We start from the raw sequence: 20,802 nt of genomic DNA, 5'->3' as shown, positions 1-20,802 counted from the left end.
TATTTTACAATATATAAAAATGTTGTAAATTTGAGAAAAAGAAAAGCTCCACGGAGTACGCGGAGCTAAGATTTCTTCGGCTTATAGCCTTATTGTGAAAAGTCTTTCACTTTAAGTATCTTGAGTACAAAGATAATAAAGAATAAAATAGTAACAAAATAAAAATAAGAAAATCACATGGCAAATGTTTTAGGACTTGATTTAGGGACAGCTTCTATCGGCTATAGTTTACGTGATACCGATAAAGGAGCAAATATTACAGAACAATTAGTAAGATTCGGTTCTATTATTTTTCAGAAAGGGGTTGGAAACAGTAAAACCGGAGAATTTTCGTATGCGGCAGAACGGACAAAACACCGTTCTTCGAGACGGCTTTATCAAGCTCGAAAATATCGTATTTGGGAAACACTTGCGGTACTTATTGAATTTGGTTTTTGTCCACTATCTAACGAAGATTTGGATAAGTGGAGGATATATGATAAAGCAAAGAAATTGAAACGTCAGTATCCGATTGACGCTATTAAGTTTGAACAATGGGTAAGGTTGGACTTTGATGGAGACGGGAAACCTGATTATTTAAGTCCTTACCAGTTGCGGGAAGAGTTGGCAATCGTGCAATTGGATTTTTCACAAGAGATTAATCGCTTTAAGCTGGGGCGTGCTTTGTATCATATAGCTCAACGGCGTGGTTTTAAAAGCAGCAAAGGAGAAACCTTGAAGGAACAGGAAGATGCTGTAAAAGACAATGCGGTTGATGAAATAAACTTGGAATCTGTTTCATTGAAAAAGTCGGAAGAAAAAAAATCTAAGGATTTGACCACATATATGGAAGAGAATGCTCTATATACTGTGGGTTGTGCTTTTTCCCAATTAGAAAGAGAAGGTATTCGAGTGCGAGCAAGTAAATATCAGGCTGTGCGCTCTCAATATAAAGCAGAGATAAAATATATATTCGAATTTCAAAATGGATTGGACATAAACGGAGATTTTTATAAACGTATATATAGTGACAGAAAAAGTGGGTGCATCTTTTATAAACGGCCGTTACGTTCACAAAAGGGATTAGTGGGAAAGTGTACGTTGGAACCGGCAAAACCTCGCTGCCCGGTTAGTCATCCTGAATTTGAGAAATTCCGTGCATTTGCTTTCATTAATAATATTCAATACAGAAGGACTATTGATGAGGAATGGCAAAATCTCACCATTGAACAAAAGTTGAAACTTTATAATGAGAAGTTTCTTCAGATAAAAGCAAGTTTTAAGTTTGAAGTTATTCGTAAATGGATTGAGAAAGAAATTGGAATGTTGCAAGACTGCCACATGTCTAAGGAAAAGAAAACCATTAATTATAGTGATAGAACTAATGTCTCGGGTTGTCCTGTTTCCGGGCGGTTGAAGAGTCTTTTTGGTGAAGAATGGGAAGAATATAAGTATCAGTCTGATAAAATACGAAAGGATAAAAAGGGCAAAGAACATATTGTTTCCTACTCAATAGAAGATATATGGCATGTTTGTTTTTCATATGATGATGAAGAGGTCGTAGCGGAATTTGCCAAATCATTGGGATTAGATGATAAACAAGTAAGGCAGTTTCTGAATCTTTGGATTGCAATACCTCAGGGATATTCAATGTTGAGTATAAAAGCTATTCGTAACATAAATAATTTTTTGGTACCGAAGAAAGGTAATCCTTTATACAAAGGTTACATATATATAGAAGCCGCATTGCTTGCTAAAATCCCTGAAATCGCAGGACAAAGATTATGGGAAGACAACGAAAAGAGTATCTTGGAGTCTATTAATGGATGGGTAAGCCGAAACCGAGAAGAAAAACGTATTCTGAATATTGTCAATAATTTGATTTCTGCTTATAAATCGTTGGAATACAATGAGCAGTTTGCTTATAAAAATGTAGAGTATCAATTGGATGACTCAGATAAAAAAGAGATTGAGAAATATGTAATAGAAGCATTTGGAGAGAAATCATGGGAAAAGGAAACGCAAGAAGCAAAAGGTAAAGTATTAAAAGATGTTGAGAATTTGTATCAGCGATTTTTTTCTACATCCAAACGTGATTATTTTCATTTGCCAAAATTGGGAGATACGATAAAACTGTATCTGTCTAATAATTTCCCTGACCTATATTGTGCTAATGGTTTTGTTGAACCTCAAACAGGTTTGCAGTGTCATTGTGCTGCTTGTAAGAAATTGGGGAAATTATATCATCCGTCAATGGTTGAATTTTATAAACCGGTCGATGAACAAGAGTTTGAGTATAATGGTGTCATGTTGTCGAAAAAGTTATTGGGAAGTCCGGTAATAGGTGCGTTTAAAAATCCAATGGCTATGCGCACTCTGCACCAGTTACGCAATCTTATTAATTATTTCATTAAAGAAGGGCTCGTCGAAGAAGATACGAGGATTGTTGTTGAAACAGCCCGTGATTTGAACGATGTTAATATGCGATGGGCTATTGAAGAATACCAACGTGAAAGAGAAAAGGAAAATAAGGCGATAATTGAAGCCATCAAAGGGCTAAAAGGTGAAGAGAAAAGTGATGATGATATAGAAAAAGCACGCCTGCTTATTGAACAGAATCCTGAATACTTATTCGATAAAAAGCGATATGAAGTAGAAACTGAAGACGATACAAACAACAAGAAAAAGAAGAAAATAATAGGGAAGACTAAGGATTTCCTATATAAGAAAGATGTTACAAAGTACCGTTTGTGGTTAGAACAAGGGATGCAATGCATCTATACAGGTAAAACCATTAGTATTTCTGAATTATTTGATGAAAATAAAACTGATTTTGAACATACTATACCCAGGAGTAAGTCCTTTGATGACTCATTGGCAAATTTGACGGTATGTGACGCTTATTACAATCGTCATATAAAAAAGAACAAGATACCGACAGAGCTGCCTGGGTATAAAGAAGAAATAGAACCTCGCTTGCAACCTTGGAGAAATAAAATAGAGCAACTGAGAAATAATGTGGAATTTTGGAAACAGAAGTCAAAGCAGGCTCAGACTAAAGATCTAAAAGATAAAGCTATACGGCAAAAGCATTTATGGCAGATGGAATTGGACTATTGGCAAGACAAACTGTCACGTTTTACTATGACAGAAGTGACCGATGGATTCAAACATAGTCAACTGAATGATACAAGGCTGATTACTAAGTATGCTTATCATTATTTGAAATCTGTATTCAGTAAAGTCGAAGTTCAAAAAGGCTTGGTAACAGCTAACTTCCGCAAGATACTTGGGGTACAGTCTGTTGATGAGAAAAAGAGTCGCGATAAACATTCACATCATGCTATTGATGCTACAATTCTTTCATTAATACCTGTGGCTGCTAAACGAGATAGAATGCTGGAGCTGTTTTATAAGAAACAGGAAGATAAAAAACTCGGTTTAAACATAGAATATTTGGAGAATGAATTGCAAAGAGAAGTTCGCTCTTGCCGAATAGGGAATATTTCTTCTTTATCTGATTATATCGAGGAGAATATTTTAATTAATCATATTTCAAAGGATCAGACCTTGGTTCCGGCAAAACGAAAAATGAGGAAAAGAGGGAAAGTTGTTTGGCAGAGAGATGAAAATGGACAAATTTGTGTGGATAAGGATGGAAATAAAATACCAAAACATTGGATTAAGGGCGATTGCATTAGAGGAAAGTTACATGGGGATTCTTTTTATGGTGCTATTAAGCAATCCAAGAAGAAAGATGAAAAAGATTATTTAACTTCATATAAAGATATCTCGTATGTTATTCGGAGAGAATTGAAATATAAGAAAACACCTACAGATAATGGATTTAAGGACTTAGATGATTTACATATATCTATTGTTGACGAACACTTATTTCATATAATCAAGCGGCAATGCGATGGGAAGTCTTTTAAAGAGGCATGCGATGAGGGCTTTTATATGCTGAATAGGGATGGAGATAAGGTGAATAAAATCAGACATATAAGGTGCTATACCTCTATGCAAAATCCTTTAACCGTTAAGCCACAATCATATCTGTCTGATAAGGAATACAAGCAGTATTATTATGCTGAGATGGGTGATTTGTATGCGATGTGTAAATATTCTAATGCAGACAAAACAAAGGTACGATATGAAGTGATAAGTTTATTTGATATAAGTGAGAATAGAAAATATGGTTATGACATAGCAGAAGTCTTGGAAGATGATAAGAAAAAAGAAAAGTATTATTTGGAGGCTATATTACAAGCTGGTAAGCAAGTAATACTCTATAAAGATAGTAATGAACTTGCAGGTATTATGGAGATGTCTAATGATAAGTTGTCGGATAGGCTATATGTTATTCTTGGTTTTGAGAATCCTTCTAGAATAAAATTGAAAAAACATATATGCGCAAAGCCTGATAGTGAATTAGGAAAGGGGGAATCTATAAAGTCGTTTGATGCTTTGCCGGAAAAAATAAGGCAGGGTATTAATGTTACAAATTGTCTTTTAGAGGATATTGATTTTTATATATCTCCGGATGGCTTGATAACATTTAAAAATCGTTTATAATATTTGCTAATGAATATGTGGAATTAGACTTCTACTGATAGTGTGAACCCTACAGACTATTTGAAAAAAATGAGAAAACGAGATGATGCATTGGCTATTTACCTGGGGACAAATTGTCCCCAGGTAGAAATGATGACGGAAACGGGAAAAAGAAAGAAAACATTGGCGGCAAATGTACAAGCTTTGTTTCGCATTATTCAATCTATTCCTTCTTCTAAAGCTGAGCCTTTCAAACTTTGGTTAGCGCAAGTAGGATATGAACGTGTACTAGAAATTGAAAATCCGGAATTAGCCCAAGAGCGTATGAACGAACTTTATGAGCAAAAAGGATATCCAAAGGATTGGATTGATAAACGTTTGAGGGGTATTGCTATTCGTCAGAGTTTGACAGATGAATGGAAGGAAAGGGGAATTACCGAGAAGAGTGATTATGCCATTCTTACGTCTGAAATTTCTAAGGCTACATTGGGACTGACTCCTTCCGACTATAAGATATATAAGGGTTTGACAAAGAAAAACCAGAATCTCCGTGATCATATGTCTGATTTAGAGTTAATCTTCACTATGCTTGGAGAACGTGTTACGACCGAAATTTCTCAGAAAGAAAAGCCGGATACATTTACAAAAAGTAAGCAAGTGGCACAGCGTGGTGGAAATGTTGCAGGTGTAGCTCGTGAACAGGCTGAAAAGAGCTGGAAGTATTATTTCTCCTGATAATTTTTTATCAGATTCTGATGGAAAAGATGACATTTTGCAAATGCCTTTTGAAGAAAATGATGAATAAATAATCTATAAGTCTAAATATTATGATTAAGAAAACACTTTATTTCGGAAACCCTGTTTATCTATCTTTGAAAAATGCTCAGCTGGTAATTAAATTGCCTGAGATTGTCAAAAGTACTGCTTTGCCTGAAGACTTCAAGCAGAAATCTGAGATAAATAAACCGATAGAGGATATCGGAGTGGTGGTGCTGGATAATAAGCAGATTACTATTACTTCGGGAGCACTGGAAGCTTTGCTTGAAAATAATTGTGCAATCATAACATGTGATAGTAAAAGTATGCCGGTTGGTTTAATGCTTCCTTTATATGGGAATACGACACAAAACGAACGGTTTCGACAGCAACTTGATGCTTCTCTGCCATTGATGAAACAACTTTGGCAGCAAACGATAAAAGCAAAAATCGAGAATCAAGCAGTGGTGTTGAATGAATGTACAGGAGAAGAAATAAAATGTATGAAAATATGGGCTGCGGATGTGAAAAGTGGAGATTCTGATAATTTGGAGGCCCGCGCTGCAGCATATTACTGGAAGAATTTGTTCAAGATAGAAGGATTTACAAGAGATAGAGAGGGCATTCCGCCTAATAATCTGTTGAATTACGGATATGCTATTTTACGCGCAGTGGTTGCTCGTAGTTTAGTTGTCAGTGGACTTTTGCCTACTTTAGGTATACATCATCATAATCGTTATAATGCTTATTGTTTGGCAGATGATATAATGGAACCATATCGTCCGTATGTAGATAAATTAGTATATAGTATAATTCGAAAGGGATGTAATTATACTGACTTAACTAAAGATTTGAAAGCACAATTGCTTACTATTCCCACATTGGAAACTAATATTTCAGGAAAGCGTAGCCCGTTGATGGTAGCTGTAAGCCAGACTACAGCTTCTCTTTACAAATGTTTTGATGGTGAATTGCGTAGAATATCCTATCCAAAGATGTAATGGATCGATTTAGTGAATATCGTATTATGTGGGTACTTGTACTGTTTGATTTGCCTACTGAGACCAAAAAGGATAAGAAGGCATATGCAGATTTTAGGAAGAATCTGCAAAAAGATGGATTTACGATGTTTCAGTTTTCTATATATGTCCGTCATTGTGCAAGTAGCGAAAATGCAGCGGTACATATAAAAAGAGTTAAATCTTTTCTACCGGAACATGGAAATGTTGGAATCATGTGCATTACGGATAAACAATTTGGAAATATTGAACTTTTCTATGGAAAGAAAACAATGGATGTGAATACTCCTGGGCAACAGTTGGAGTTGTTCTGAAAAGAAAATCCCACCATCTGGTGGGATTTTCTCTTGGAAACAACCTCCTTTTTTTATTTCTAAATAGTGATGTAACTATTTGAATATGAGTCGATAAATGATAATGAGTTGTTTCTAATGGTTCAAAGATACTAAAATGAAAGCAAATCACAACCCTTCGCGATGGTAACCTCACACGCAGAGGTTGTTTCTAATGGTTCAAAGATACTAAAATGAAAGCAAATCACAACTCAGCGCGGGGAACGCCGACAGACGGGACGGTTGTTTCTAATGGTTCAAAGATACTAAAATGAAAGCAAATCACAACTACGGGCTATGCTTTTGGCGGAATTCGGCGTTGTTTCTAATGGTTCAAAGATACTAAAATGAAAGCAAATCACAACCTTCTGCTGCAGAATTAATATTCTCTCAAGTTGTTTCTAATGGTTCAAAGATACTAAAATGAAAGCAAATCACAACATCTCCCGTAACAGTATTAGTATGAGCTAGTTGTTTCTAATGGTTCAAAGATACTAAAATGAAAGCAAATCACAACAGGGGGTCCCCGTGGAGTGGGAAAGGGGTGTTGTTTCTAATGGTTCAAAGATACTAAAATGAAAGCAAATCACAACTCTTCGTTAGCACGGTTTTCCATCGTGGATGTTGTTTCTAATGGTTCAAAGATACTAAAATGAAAGCAAATCACAACCTTTCCTCGCCGAAGGGGGAATGTTCCGGCGTTGTTTCTAATGGTTCAAAGATACTAAAATGAAAGCAAATCACAACGCATTCGCTCCGCTGAAGTGGAATTCGGGAGTTGTTTCTAATGGTTCAAAGATACTAAAATGAAAGCAAATCACAACTTACCACCTTCGTGTTTACAACACACCAGAGTTGTTTCTAATGGTTCAAAGATACTAAAATGAAAGCAAATCACAACAAGCTCTGATTGACTCCAACAAGAACCTTTGTTGTTTCTAATGGTTCAAAGATACTAAAATGAAAGCAAATCACAACTACTTTACTACAATCCGGTCAGGTGAAAAGGTTGTTTCTAATGGTTCAAAGATACTAAAATGAAAGCAAATCACAACGTTACCCACGCCGGCTGTTTAATTGTTATTGTTGTTTCTAATGGTTCAAAGATACTAAAATGAAAGCAAATCACAACTAACGGCAACTGGTGGAAATGGGACACCACGTTGTTTCTAATGGTTCAAAGATACTAAAATGAAAGCAAATCACAACCCTTAAAGCAGGATTCGCTACAGATTACGGGTTGTTCTCAATGATTCAAAGATAATCAAATAAAAGCAAATCACAACCTGGGAATGGGATTCTTTCTCATCAAAAAACAAAATCTTATATTTTCCGATACTCCTTTCAATTCCTTATCTTTGTACCTTCTTTGAAATATAATCTGATTGTGAATAATAAAAGAATGAACATAAAACAACGCATCCAATTGCTCTTGTCTGAAATGAATCGTGGAGTATATGAGAAAGAAGCTGAAATAGGACTGTCTTTGCTGGCTGCTTTGGCAGGCGAAAGCATATTGCTGCTGGGCCCTCCCGGTGTAGCCAAGTCGATGGTGGCTCGACGGTTGAAAGAAGCTTTTGTGGGTGCAAGGGCGTTTGAATATCTGATGTCCCGTTTCTCTACGCCGGATGAGATTTTTGGTCCGGTGAGTATTAGCAGACTGAAGGAATCGGATAAGTATGAGCGGGCGATAGAAGGATACTTGCCTACAGCGGATGTTGTATTTCTGGATGAAATATGGAAAGCCGGGCCGGCTATACAAAATACGTTGCTGACGGTAATCAATGAAAAACTGTTCAGAAATGGAGACCGGGAGCTAAGACTCCCTTTGAAATTGCTGGTGGCAGCCAGTAATGAACTGCCTACACAAGGAGAAGGGTTGGAAGCATTGTGGGATCGTTTTTTGATCCGTATCGTCAGTACATGCATACAGCAGGAGGAAGCATTCTACAAAATGCTGTTGGATGATTGTGACGAGCGGAATACCGTCGATCGGCAAAACGTCCATGCTTCCGAATGGCAGATCTCTAATGAAGAATACGACGAATGGCAAAAAGAAATAAGCAAAATAACAGTACCTTCCGAAGTCTTGTCCTGTATCACCACCATTCGTCAGAACCTGACAAAGGTGGATATGCAAGAATCCGAACTGCATCGCAACGTCTATGTGAGTGACCGCCGTTGGAAGAATATTGTACGATTACTGAAGACCTCTGCTTTCGTACACGGACGTACGGAAGTCAACATCACCGATATGCTTCCTATCTACCATTGCCTGTGGAGTGAGCCGGATGAGTGTGCCGAGATCCGCCGGATTGTCATCCGCTCTTTGTTTGCCCTTTATGTAAAAGATATTGCTGCCATCACCTCATCTTTGAAATCCGATTTAAAAGTCAGTCGCGTTCGCGAGGCGCTGGACAGAGCGCGGCTGAATGGAGACCGACGGGATGATGACTTGTTGATAACAGATCATTTCTATTATCAGGTAGAGAACCATGGAACGGGAAATACCTACATCTTTATTGTGGACTATAAAAACATGAAAGAGTATAACGCCAAGGATGCTCCAGCCATGGGAGTGATGTACACAGATCCGTTGAATCCGAAGCGTACAATCATCCGCGCCTTCTCGGACATCAGCCAGATGAAAGAAGAGGGAGCTGAACGCATTACTCTTTACCGGGACGACAGACATCTTTATATCAATGGCGTACGTTTCCCGATGAGGCGCCTGAAGAAGGGAGAAGAACAGCAATTGTGGTTTGGTAACTTGTCCATTACCGACCGAGACTATGAGGCAGAGTTGGAAGCCGTTACCGGGAAGATAAACCGGCTGGTACAGGACTTATCGGAAAACATCTTCGCTTCCCGTACCGATGTGGCAAGCATAGTGCAATATGTAGCCACTATCCGGAAAGAAATAGCCTGGGCGAGAGTTGATGTGCGCAAACTATGCTACGGTGATGAGTAACAGCAGATACGATGCTGCCTTCTATGTACAGGCACTGGATAAGTTCGTAAAGACCGGAGAATGTGCAGCGGACAGCAAGGAGCCGCTGTATGCCTATCTGCTGTCTGTGATGAACGAACCGATGATTAAAATCCAGGTCCTGAGCGACGACATCTGTGCCCGTATTTTTTACGACACCATGATTCAATTTATCCAATTGAATCTGGAAAAGGAGAAATATAACTTGCAGAAGAGCCAGTCGGAGCGGAATGAAATGAAGCTTGTACTGGAATGGTCGATAAAGAAGCGGAAAGACGGTTGGCAGGCATTGATGCAACAAATCTCAGATAAGTATCAGGAGTATGGTTTCGACCAGCGCTTTTATAGAAGCCAGTTTGGTACTGAAGGCAAGTATGCCGATGATGAAGTTTGGGAGAAGATGGTGGACGACTGGGAAGAGGCTTTTCAGCAGAAGATGCAGGACCAGAAAGAAAAGGAAATAGAATTCCGTAAAGATGCCTTGGAACGCAGGCTCCGTTCCAATCTGAAAGACATTCCGGAGTATATCCGGCAGAAACAGATCGACAAAGACGAGTTCTTCCAGGCATGGGGACTGATGAGCGGCATGTGGAATACGGTGGATTTCGAGCGTATAAGGAAAATAGTCCGCATTCAAAGGGAGCATCCTGAGATTGTGAAGGTGGCGAATAAGATGGGGCGCATTGCCGACGATGAAGGGCAGGACCAGATATACGTTTCCGAGGGCGATGTATACAAACTGGAACACGCTTCCAAATGCGATATTTTGGGTATCACCGTAGGTAATGACCTCAACGCCCTGCTGCCCATCGAACTGGCACATTGTGCCGATAGCGAATTGGAAGATTTGTTTGTCTACAAATACCTGACCCGTAAGCTTCAGACATTTCGCTATAAGTCTGAAATAATGCAGCCCGCCAGACGTCTGGAAACTAAACCTGCCCGACAGAAGGGACCGATGATTGTCTGCCTGGACACTTCCGGCAGCATGGGCGGAAAGCCGGAGAAGATTGCCCATTCCTTGCTCATTAAGCTGCTGGAAATAGCCGACAGGCAGCAGCGGGACTGCTTTCTGATAGCTTTCTCCGTCTCTATTCACCCGATTGATGTCCGGAAAGAGCGGGCGCGTCTGCTCGAATTCTTTTCAAGGACGGCCTGCGGAGATACGGATGCCACACGCATGATGGAAGCTACATTCCGTTTACTGCAATCCAGGAAGGAATATATGAATGCGGATGTTCTGTGGGTCAGCGATTTCAAGATACCCCATGTCCCGACTGCCCTTACTGACAAAATTAGGGAATACCGGGAGGCAGATACACACTTCTACGGTTTGCAGATAGGCATTGCAGAGAATGAATGGGCGCCTTTCTTCGACCGCATTTTCAAAGCTGAATATACTCCCTCCCGGCGTTATTGATCAGAAACTCAGATTGACCCCTCCCATGAAAGTTGCTTTCGGCATGGGGAATCCTGCATTGATTTCATAACGTTGTGCCAGCATGTTCTCACCTCTGACGAAGAGGTTGGCCATGCTGCACAAACGATAGCCGGCGCGGAGGTTCCAAAGCACGAAACTTTCCTGCTTCTCCTGGTCTTTAGTAACCGAGGTGTACAGGTCCTTTACGTATTGTACTCCGGTTGAGAGGGTCCAACGGCCTTTTGTATAGTCTGCGCCTGCATAGAGTTTATGTTCCGGGGCGGCAAGGACGGGATTCTCCATGTGCAGCCAGCTATAATTGGCATTGATCCGCCAATGAGGGTTGATACGGTAGCCGATGTTGGCTTCGGCACCCCAATTCTCTATTTCACCGGAGTTGACATTCTTGCGAAGCGTCGGGTCTGTCATAATGATATTGTCTCCGTTGATATAATATAAGTTTATTCCGTAAGACAAGGCGCCCTCCAGTAATCGCTGTGAAAAGGAAAGCTCATAATTCATCAGACTCTCCGGTTGCAAATCGGGGTTCTGCGGCGGGAACATGTACATCTCGCGGATAGTGGGGTTACGGAAACCTTTGCTCACCATTGCTTTCATCTCCGCGCTTTGGGGCAGGTGAAAGGCCAGGCCTCCTTGGGGAATCCATTCCGTGCCCACGTGCGAGTGGTAGTCTACACGGATGCCGGCATCCAGTGACAGCCAGCTGTTGATGTCCTGGCGGAAGTCGATATATCCCGCAAATTCATCCATTTGTTTGTCAACGCCCGGCTCATGCTCGCCGGTAGCCAGGACCTTATTCCACGATTCGCCGCCGAAGTGCTGGTAGTCGAAACCTGCGGTCAGGCGGTTGCCGTTGAAAAGCGTGGCGCTTTGATACCATGAGAGGCCCAGCATCTGGTCTTTGGAGTTGAAGTGGGATGTTTGGGGTTCGCCTCCGGGTTTGTATCCGTCGTTGATATTATGGCGTCCCCAGTTATAGAAGAAGCTCAGGGCGCCGGAGGTTTTTTCGTAATGGTTTTCCAGCGCAAACGAAGTCATGCCTCGTGTGATGCGCGAATCGTTGTCTATGAGCGGGGCTGAAACCGGACCGGGGTTGGAGGCGTTGAAATGAGTGATATTCACATCGCCCCACAGTTTCCAGGTATCGGCGAGGTCGTATCCCAGCTTCACGTAGCCGCCGTATTGCTCGAACTCCATGTCGTCACGATGCCCGTCGGTCCGGTTGTACGAACCGGTGACTACGCTGCTGAAACGTCCTTTCTTTACGCGGTTGGAAACCTCGGTCTGCAAGGTGTTGTACGAGCCGTAGCCCACTTGCGCGTCTGTCTTTACGCCGTCTTCCTGCATCTTGCGGGTGACAAGGTTGATGACGCCGCCCATGGCATTCGACCCGTAAAGTACGGATGCAGGGCCACGCAGCACTTCCACGCGGTCGGTCATCATGGTCTGGTAGGCATCGGCGATGGGGTGTCCCATCAGTCCCATGTATTGCGGGTGTCCGTCTATCAACACCAGTAATCCTGCCGTGGGACTGCCGCCCACACCCCGCAGGCTCATGCCGCCGGCAGCACCGGTTGACACGCCGTAGCCCATGATGCCGCGGCTTGTGACAAAGAGTCCGGGAACTTCTTCGGTCAGCGTAGGCAGGACGGAAGGCTGGTAGCTTTGTTCCAGTTGTTTGCGTCCTACGATGGAAATGGTCATCGGCAGATGCCGGATATCGGTTTCATTTCGGGTTCCGGTTACTACGACCTCGTCTATGGTGAGGCTTCTTGCTATTTGTATACTGTCTTTAGTAGTTTGCGCTAATCCCGCCGTAGCGCAAAGACTGGCTACGGCGAGAAGTAATACAGATTCTTTTTTCATGTTTTGGGGTTATTTTAAAATTTTCCGTTCAAAGTGCGATGTTATTTTAGCGTGAGTTCGATATAAGAAATTTAGTTCGTTTCTGATAGGTTATGGGCAAGAGTATCTCAAACTCCTCCGCCTGAAAGGGGAGGTGCCCGTAGGGCGGAGGGGTCTTACATCCGCAGGGACTTATGTATTGCAGAGTCTCTCTGTATTGCAAAGTTACTCTCTGCTTATGTAAGACCCCCTCCCCCCTACGGGGTACTCCCCCTTTCAGGCGGGAGAGTTTGAGATACTCATGTTTATCATTTCAATTCATTTCTATCATCGGATATGAGAGCGGCTCATATCCGACTTTCATGCCTCCGCTCGCGGGCGGAACCTCGAAACTGCCGCGTTTCTGCCTCCGCCTGCGGGCGGAACCTTGAAACGCCCGCGTTTTGCCCCTCCGCCTGCGGGCGGAACCTCGAAACGCCCGCGTTTTGCTCCTCCGTATGCGTACGGAGCCTTGAAACGCCCGCGTTTTGCCCCTCCGTATGCGTGCGGAGCCTCGAAACGCCCGCGTTTTGCCCCTCCGTATGCGTGCGGAGCCTCGAAACGCCCGCGTTTTGCCCCTCCGTATGCGTGCGGAGCCTCGAAACGCCCGCGTTTTGCCCCTCCGCCTGCTTGCGGAGCCTTGAAACGCCCGCGTTTTGCCCCTCCGTCTGCGGACGGAGCCTCGAAACGCCCGCGTTTTGCCTCTCCGTATGCGTACGGAGCCTCGAAACGCCCGCGTTTTGCCCTTCCGTATGCGTACGGAGCCTCGAAACGCCCCCGGTTCGCCGCTCTTATATCGAACGTTGTTTTATCAGAGTTTTTCTTGTTTCAAATCTTCTACAAACCGGTCTATTTCCTGTAGCTTTTTCGGGATGTCTATGTTCTGCGGACAGTGTGGATTGCACTGGTTGCAGCCTGTGCAGTGGCTTGCCTGCCGGAGCTTCGGCACACTGCGGTCGTAGCCGATGAGGAAAGCACGACGGGCTTCGCGATAGTTCTCGTCCTGACTGCTTTTGGGCACATTGCCCTCGTTGACGCAGCGGTTGTAGTGCAGCAAGATGGCAGGAATATCCAGTCCGTAGGGGCAGGGCATGCAGTATTTGCAGTCGTTGCACGGAACGGTGGGATATTGCAGCATCCGCTGTGCGGTGTCTTCCAGCAGGGCAAGTTCTTCTTCTGTGCAGGGCTCCAGCGGAGAGTAGGTGCGGAGGTTGTCTTGCAGATGCTCCATGTACGTCATGCCGCTTAGTACGGTCAGCACATCGGGGAAGCTGCCGGCATAGCGGAAGGCCCAGGAGGCTACGCTGTTTTGCGGGCGATGCTGTTTCAGACGGCCTACCAGGTGATCGTTCAGTCTGGAGAGGCGCCCGCCCAGCAGCGGCTCCATGATGACGGCGGGAATACCGCGCTTCACCAGTTCGTTGTACAGGTATTCGGCATCGGTATTGCGGTCGTTCATCTCCTTGGCATGCTTCCAGTCTACGTAGTTGAGCTGTATCTGCACAAAATCCCATTTGTACTCGTCGTGTTTGGACAGCAGGTAGTCGAAGACTTCGACGTCGCCGTGGTAGGAGAAGCCGAGGTTACGGATGCGTCCGGCTTCGCGCTCTTTCAGCAGAAAGTCCAGCATGCCGTTGTCCAGGTAGCGGGCGTGGAGCGCATCCATGCCGCCGGAACCGATGCTGTGCAGTAGCATGTAGTCGATATAGTCTACTTGCAATTCTTTGAAAGAGTTGCGATACATGGCCAGGGAGCCTTCCCTGCTTTGGGTGCTGGGACTGAAGTTGGACAGCTTGGTGGCGACGAAGAACTTTTCGCGCGGGTGGCGTTTCAGAGCGATGCCTGTGGCACGTTCCGAGAGTCCTTGCACGTAGGCAGGAGATGTATCGAAGTAGTTTACTCCGTGGGCGATGGCATAGTCTACCAGCTCGTTTACGGCTTCCTGGTCTATCTCGTCGCCTTCGCCGTCGGAGCGCTTGCGGGTGGGCCAGCGCATGCAGCCGTAGCCCAGCAGGGAGACGCGGTCGCCCGTGGTGGGATTGGTGCGGTACACCATTTTGTCGGTAGGCACTTCGCCAAGGGCGGCAGATGCACTGTCTGAATTCTCTTTCTTGTTGGAACAGCCGTATAGTGCAGCGGCAGAGGCAACCGTTCCGGCGCCGGCGAGTTTGAAGAAGTCGCGGCGGTTTATCTTATTCTGAGGTTCTTTTTTCATATCCTATTATATATGTCATTAATCACACTTATCACCGTTTCTTATATCGTTCTGTGCACTCCATGTCCTTCTACGTAGATGGCGCTGAACGGGCGCGACGGGCAAAGATTCTCACATGCCCCGCAGCCTATGCAGCGTTCGTCGTTGACTACGGGAATCTTGATGGACTTTTCGTCCTTCGGATCGGACGATACCATCTGTATGGCACCTACCGGGCAGTGGCGTTCGCAGTTTCCGCATTCCATCTTGTCGGTGATGCAGATGCAGTTTTCTTTAATCCATACGGCGTGGCCGACTTGAATAGCCGATTTTTCTGCCTTTGTGATGGGCTGTATCGCTCCTGCCGGACAAACTTCCGAGCATTTGGTACATTCCGGCCGGCAGTAGCCGCGCTCGTACGATGCTTCGGGTTGCATCAGCTTCATCAAGTCGGAAGACGGGCGCAGCACTTGGTTGGGACACACCGACACGCAGAGCTGGCAGGCCGTGCAGTGACTTGCCAGGTTGCGGGCGCTCAACGATCCCGGAGGGGTGATGGCGGTGGCACGGTTGGGGATCTTCTTGTCTTCAATGGTGGCCAATCCTCCGTCCACTACTTTCTCTTGCGCCTTCAGGACGGCAGTTGTTGCAAGTAATGCCGAAGTGGAGAAGAAAGCACGGCGGGCACTGTTTACTTTTTCCGCGCCTGCCCCGGCTTCCTGCATCGTGGCTGCAGCAGGCTTGCGGCGCGTGTAGGTGATGGCGCCTTGCTTGCACTTGCCGATGCAGTCCATGCATGCCACGCAACGGCTGTAGTCTATCTCATGGGCTTTGGCATTGATGCACGAGGCTTTGCAGTTGCGGGCGCACAGTCCGCATCCGTTGCACTTCGCAGTGTCAATCACCGGTTTCAGCAGAGAGAATTTAGACAGAAAGCCGAGCACGGTGCCTACCGGACAGATGGTGTTGCAGTAAGTACGTCCGCCACGCCATGCCAGCACGATGAGCACCACCAGGGTCACTGCTGCAATGATGAGGGTGGGGAGGCTTTTCATCCATACTTCCGTCTGGTAGAAAGCGTAACTGTCGGCACGCTCGGCCAGATAGGCCAGTCCGTTGTTGCCCCATTGATAAAGTGGAGCAAGGAAACTGGAGACGATGCGTCCGTAGGCACTGTAAGGAGCCAGCAGCATGACAAAGGAATTCAGCCCGGCAATAATAGCCAGTACGAATACTCCCAATACGCCGTAGCGCAGTCCTTTCAGCGCGGGCGAGTAGCGGAAACGATTCTTCTTCCGCTTGGCCGAGAACCAGGATACGATGTCCTGAAATACGCCGAGCGGACAGATTACAGAGCAATAGACGCGTCCGCACACCAACGTCAAGGCGACGAGGAGTAGCACTACGCCTACATTCAGTGCCAATACGGCCGGCAGGAACTGAATCTTTGCCAGCCATCCGAACCATGCATGTAATGTCCCTGTGAAATCGAGGAACAACAACGTGATGAGAATGAAAAATAAGATAGCAATGGTTAGTCTGATAGTACGTAACATAAGTTGTTGTAATTATTGTGGTTAGTATATGTTCCGATTCTTGTTAAACGTCGCAAATATACGAACTTTAGCATAAGTTTCCGTATATAAATAACAGTTGTTTATACCAATATTACAGATTTAGGGCAATTTATGCAAGATATACTTCTTGTTCAACCCTGGTTTCTCTCAGAAATTCCTGATCGTGCGAGATCGTAATCACCGTACCTGCATAATCGCGTATCGTTGCCGTGATGATTTCAATGCTTTCGATGTCCAGATTATTGGTCGGTTCGTCCAATATGAATATATCCGGAGTGTTGTCCGCAATCATCAGGCAACAGAAGGAAAGGCGCATTTTCTCGCCGCCGCTCAGCTTGCTGCATGGTTTGTTCCATACATCCCGGGGGAAGAGGTAACGGTTCAGAATTGTTTTTACCTCATGCTCCGGCAGGTGGCGGTGGTTGAAGTCTTCCGCTTGTTCCAAGATGCTGCGTTCGTTGCAGACGAGGGAGTATTCCTGGTCCAGATAGACAGAGGTGAAGTCGGTACGCTCCATCACTCCGGCGGTAGGGAGCAGCTCACCCATGATGAGCTTCAACAAAGTGGTCTTTCCACTGCCGTTATTGCCTTTGATGCAGAGTCGGTCGCCGCTGCGCAGCTGGAAGCTGAGGGGGGCTTGCCAAAGCTCGGAGCTTGCATCGGGATAGTGGAAGTTTATCTCTTTGGCTGTAATCAGCACCTTTCCCGCGTGCAGGGGTGAAGCATTGAAATCAGTCTTCAGCCGGTCGGTCAGTGGGAGAGAGCTCTTCAGGGTAGCCATTTCCTGCTGCATCTTCTCCGCTTTCTCGGTGTGGACGCTTTTCAGTTTGTTACTGCTTTCTTCTGCATGTTGCTTCAAGGCCCCCATCATGATGCGGGGAATGCCTTTCTTCATGGAGGCTTTTTCTCCCCGTACACTCTGTTTGGCTTTTCGCTCTTCTACTTCACGTGCTGTTTTCCGGGCCAGACGCAGGGCTTTCTGTTTCTCTTCCAACTGCTGCTGGATGGCATTCAGACGTACTGCTTTCTGTGCTTTGTAGAAATCGTAATTGCCGCCGTAATACGTCAGTCCGTGGTGGGAAAGTTCGCAGATGGCAGGCAGCAGGTTCAGCAACGTGCGGTCGTGGCTGATGACGAGGACGGTGGCGGAGGTGCGGCGCACGAAGTCATACAAGCGTTCCCGTCCGGTGGTGTCCAGATGGTTGGTCGGCTCATCGAGCAAGATGGTGGTAGGCTTGTGCAGTTCCATGCCCGCCAGGAAGATGCGGGTTTTCTCTCCTCCGCTCAGTCCATCCATGGAGTGGGCAAGAGAGATGCCTTCCATGCCCCAGGCGCTGAGGGCGGTTTGGGCACGTTCTTCCAAGGTCCAGTCATCGTTGAGCACGGAGAAGTGCTGCTCGGATGCATCACCTGCAAGGATGGCGTAGAGAGCTGCCAGTTTGCGGTTAATTCCTAAAGTCCGGGCAATGGTCTGACGGTCGTATTGTCCGAAGTGCTGGGGGACGTAGTACAGATGTTCGGGGCGGAGTATCGTGCCTGAACTCGGCGATAAATCTCCCGCCATGATTCGCATCAGTGTAGATTTGCCGCAACCGTTGCTTCCGGTGAGGGCCATTTTTTCTCCCGGATTGACGATGAGGTTGAGGTGTGAAAACAAAATTTCCTTATCCGCGTGGATATAGCTGAGGTCTTTGATAATAATACTCATAAATAGATACTGTGTTAAGGGGTAATACGGATGTGCCCGCGCGGCACATGGATAAAACTCTCGGAGGGGTGGGAGACAAACACAGTATAGGCTAAACATTCACATGTGGTGATGCTCAGCGTTCAGTCTGAAAAAGCATGTTGATAGGTGATGTTTACCGAAATGTGTTGTCTTTATTTAGATATTCTCATCGGTGGAATTAAATTAGTTAGTGGGTGCAAAGATAACACAAAAAACTTTCATAGCGTCGTAAACGCTATGAAAAGTAGTTGTTAATGTAAGAATCGGTCTATATTTCTTCGCACACAGGCATATCCATTCCTTTATATACTACCACAATCTTGTGCAGTTGTGTGGTGCCCACGGCACGTCGCACAATCTCTGTGTCGGCATAACGGTTTGCCTGTGCTATGGCTTCTTGCCGGAGTTCTTCTACGCGGCCTTCCGGATCTTTGTATTTGGCGTACTTCAACTCTACGATGTAGCTGTGCTTCATGTCGGAGTATATTTCCAGCATCGGGCAGAGGAAGATATCTACATATCCGGCTTGTGTGTCCTGTTCGGAGATGGGGCGATAGAAACGGTTCTGTGCTGTCATGGCCAGGGTAAAGCCGTGGACAAAGTATTCGCCTTTCTGCTTGTCGCGCTGCGAGGCATAGCGTTTCAGGCAGTCGGCGATGTAGCCGAAGTAGGTTTGCCAGTCGCCATCATAAGCCAAGGCGCTGGCGAGTTCGTTCTTCTCGTAACTGCTGAAACTAAGTTCGGCTTCATTGTAGGTATTCAGCAGATAGGTATAGAGCTGTTCCTGCACCACTATATTGGGGATGGTAAGTTTGGTTTTTCCTTTATACGTGCCGCTGATGGTGAGCATGCCAAAGTAGTAGAGCAGGCTGATGAAATTGTCGGGGTTGGTGATGCTGACGGCAGGGAAACCATCCTTTAAGTCTCCGGTGATGTAGCCTTGGCTTACCAGGGTTTGTATGATGGATGCGTCATGGGCAAACTCTTTATCCTTTCGGATGAGCATGCGTAGCTTCTCGTAGTCGATGCGGATGTTGCTTTCAATCATATTTTTGGGCACTTTGCCACGCATGATGTAATTTTTAACGAAATAGAGTACCATGTTGGAATTGTACATGGTGGTTTCGCCATAACACTCTTGTGCAAAGCAGTAGTTATCGTACCAGGGCTTCATTATCTCTATCAGTTCGTCCACGGTGTGGCTGAAGGGACTTGTGGTGGAATAGTAGGTCAGCATTTCGTGCACTTCTTCTTCCGTGAACCCCATCATTTGGTTGAATTCCGGCGAGAGGGAGTAGTTGGTGCCGATATTGAATCCGCTGGTGAGGTCGTCCATGGTCACAGGACTTACGCCGGTGATGAAGCAACGCTCGATGCTGGAATAGGTTCCTGCCTTTACTTTGTTGAAGAAGGCGCGCAGGTAACCTTCGCCATGCGTCTCGTCGGTGTAGCGGTGCAGGCTTTCGGCGTTGGAGAGGATGGCGTTGGTGAAGTGATCGTATTCGTCGATGAAGAGATATATCTTTTGTCCGGCGCGTTCGCAGATTTGATAGAGGTAATCTATCTGTTCAACTGCTCCATTGACTGCACGCAGTCCTTCCAAGGTCTCTTGTGGCAGGAGGTCGATATATTTCTGGCAGAAGTTTTCGAAAGTAATGCTGCAGTGCGCGTCCAGTCCTTTGCGGTAGTCGTTCAGTTCGCCGGTGATGCCGGAGAAGTTGAGGTAGAGCACGAGGTAGCTGTTGCGCTCCGGTGTGGGATGCTTCCCGATGTAGAGGTCGCCAAAGAGTTCGTCGAACTTGTCGCGGGTGTACATGTCGTAGTAGTGTTGCAGCAGGTTCAGCGTCAGGCTCTTGCCGAAGCGGCGGGGACGGATGAAGAAAAAGAAGCGGTCTGCCTGTTCTATCAGGGGGATGAAGTGGGTCTTATCCACATAGTAGTAGTCTTCGCGGCGGATAAGGGCGAAGTTCATCATGCCGTAGGGGAGGCGTTTTCTATCGGGAAATATCAGTTGTTCCATAGCTGTATGCTTTGGGTGAATACTTATTATAATGACAAAGATACTTGCTTTCTGCCGCTTTAGCAAAGAATACCGGTTCTTTTCCCGATAGAAACTAAAAATCAAAGTAACAAAGTGTATAATACAAAATAAAGCTCTATATTTGTATCAGGTAAAAATAAAGCCGACAAAGACATGAGTAAATTTATCAATCCCTTTACCGATATAGGGTTTAAAAAGATATTCGGGCAGTCTATCACAAAGAACCTGCTGATTGATTTTCTGAACGACCTGTTGGAAGGGGAAAAACATATAGCGGACATTACGTTTCTGGATAAGGAACAAATGC

12 protein-coding genes and 1 CRISPR repeat array are annotated in these 20,802 nt (G+C 45.2%); of the genes, 7 read left to right on the top strand and 5 right to left on the bottom strand.

The features are described 5' to 3' along the window. Positions 1-177 precede the first annotated feature (177 nt). The 6 genes from cas9 (at position 178) to AAE250_RS19725 (ending at position 11,049) form a co-directional block, all read left to right on the top strand. Positions 178-4,554 carry a type II CRISPR RNA-guided endonuclease Cas9 gene (gene cas9 / locus AAE250_RS19750; protein WP_342289317.1) on the top strand — a complete coding sequence of 1,459 codons (4,377 nt, stop codon included), beginning with the start codon at positions 178-180 and terminating at the stop codon, positions 4,552-4,554. Between the two features lie 69 nt (positions 4,555-4,623). Beyond that, entirely contained in the window at positions 4,624-5,268 is a 645-nt protein-coding gene (locus tag AAE250_RS19745; RefSeq protein ID WP_342289316.1) for a BRO-N domain-containing protein, read from the top strand. 92 nt (positions 5,269-5,360) lie between these two features. Then, on the top strand, positions 5,361-6,290 hold the full coding sequence (gene cas1 / locus AAE250_RS19740) for a type II CRISPR-associated endonuclease Cas1 (protein ID WP_342289315.1): 930 nt from the start codon (positions 5,361-5,363) through the stop codon (positions 6,288-6,290). Then, positions 6,290-6,622: a CRISPR-associated endonuclease Cas2 gene (gene cas2, locus AAE250_RS19735; RefSeq protein WP_342289314.1), complete on the top strand. Its 333-nt coding sequence runs from the start codon at positions 6,290-6,292 to the stop codon at positions 6,620-6,622. Before cas1 ends, cas2 begins: the two co-directional genes overlap by 1 nt. Before the next feature lie 107 nt (positions 6,623-6,729). Beyond that, positions 6,730-7,926: a CRISPR direct-repeat array (repeat unit 47 nt; unit sequence GTTGTTTCTAATGGTTCAAAGATACTAAAATGAAAGCAAATCACAAC). 116 nt (positions 7,927-8,042) lie between these two features. Continuing rightward, on the top strand, positions 8,043-9,611 hold the full coding sequence (locus tag AAE250_RS19730) for an AAA family ATPase (RefSeq protein ID WP_342289313.1): 1,569 nt from the start codon (positions 8,043-8,045) through the stop codon (positions 9,609-9,611). Continuing rightward, on the top strand, positions 9,604-11,049 hold the full coding sequence (locus tag AAE250_RS19725) for a hypothetical protein (RefSeq protein WP_342289312.1): 1,446 nt from the start codon (positions 9,604-9,606) through the stop codon (positions 11,047-11,049). The genes AAE250_RS19730 and AAE250_RS19725 overlap by 8 nt, the downstream gene beginning before the upstream one ends. Here AAE250_RS19725 and AAE250_RS19720 read toward each other — a convergent pair whose 3' ends face one another. From AAE250_RS19720 to AAE250_RS19700, 5 genes are all read right to left on the bottom strand, one after another. Beyond that, complete coding sequence (locus tag AAE250_RS19720) at positions 11,050-12,936, bottom strand: TonB-dependent receptor (RefSeq protein ID WP_342289311.1); 1,887 nt, start codon at positions 12,934-12,936, stop codon at positions 11,050-11,052. An 829-nt stretch (positions 12,937-13,765) separates the two neighbouring features. Beyond that, on the bottom strand, positions 13,766-15,169 hold the full coding sequence (locus AAE250_RS19715; RefSeq protein ID WP_342289310.1) for an aldo/keto reductase: 1,404 nt from the start codon (positions 15,167-15,169) through the stop codon (positions 13,766-13,768). Between the two features lie 41 nt (positions 15,170-15,210). Next, the gene (locus AAE250_RS19710; protein ID WP_342289309.1) at positions 15,211-16,704 is read right to left on the bottom strand and encodes a 4Fe-4S binding protein; all 1,494 of its coding nucleotides are present in this window, start codon (positions 16,702-16,704) and stop codon (positions 15,211-15,213) included. Between the two features lie 130 nt (positions 16,705-16,834). After that, positions 16,835-18,433 (bottom strand): ABC-F family ATP-binding cassette domain-containing protein, encoded by a 1,599-nt coding sequence (locus AAE250_RS19705; RefSeq protein ID WP_342289308.1) that lies wholly within the window; start codon positions 18,431-18,433, stop codon positions 16,835-16,837. A 289-nt stretch (positions 18,434-18,722) separates the two neighbouring features. Further along, a complete protein-coding gene (locus AAE250_RS19700) occupies positions 18,723-20,474 on the bottom strand; it encodes an AAA family ATPase (RefSeq protein WP_342289307.1) in 1,752 nt (583 codons plus the stop codon). Positions 20,475-20,648: 174 nt separating this feature from the next. On the opposite strand from AAE250_RS19700, the gene AAE250_RS19695 reads away from it, so the two are divergent. After that, positions 20,649-20,802: PD-(D/E)XK nuclease family transposase (locus AAE250_RS19695; RefSeq protein WP_342289415.1), on the top strand; the 154-nt coding region annotated here is incomplete at its 3' end.

Source organism: Bacteroides sp. GD17, from assembly GCF_038448625.1.
In the GTDB taxonomy this organism is placed as follows: Bacteria; Bacteroidota; Bacteroidia; order Bacteroidales; family Bacteroidaceae; genus Bacteroides.
This window is presented reverse-complemented; position numbering and strand designations above follow the sequence as displayed.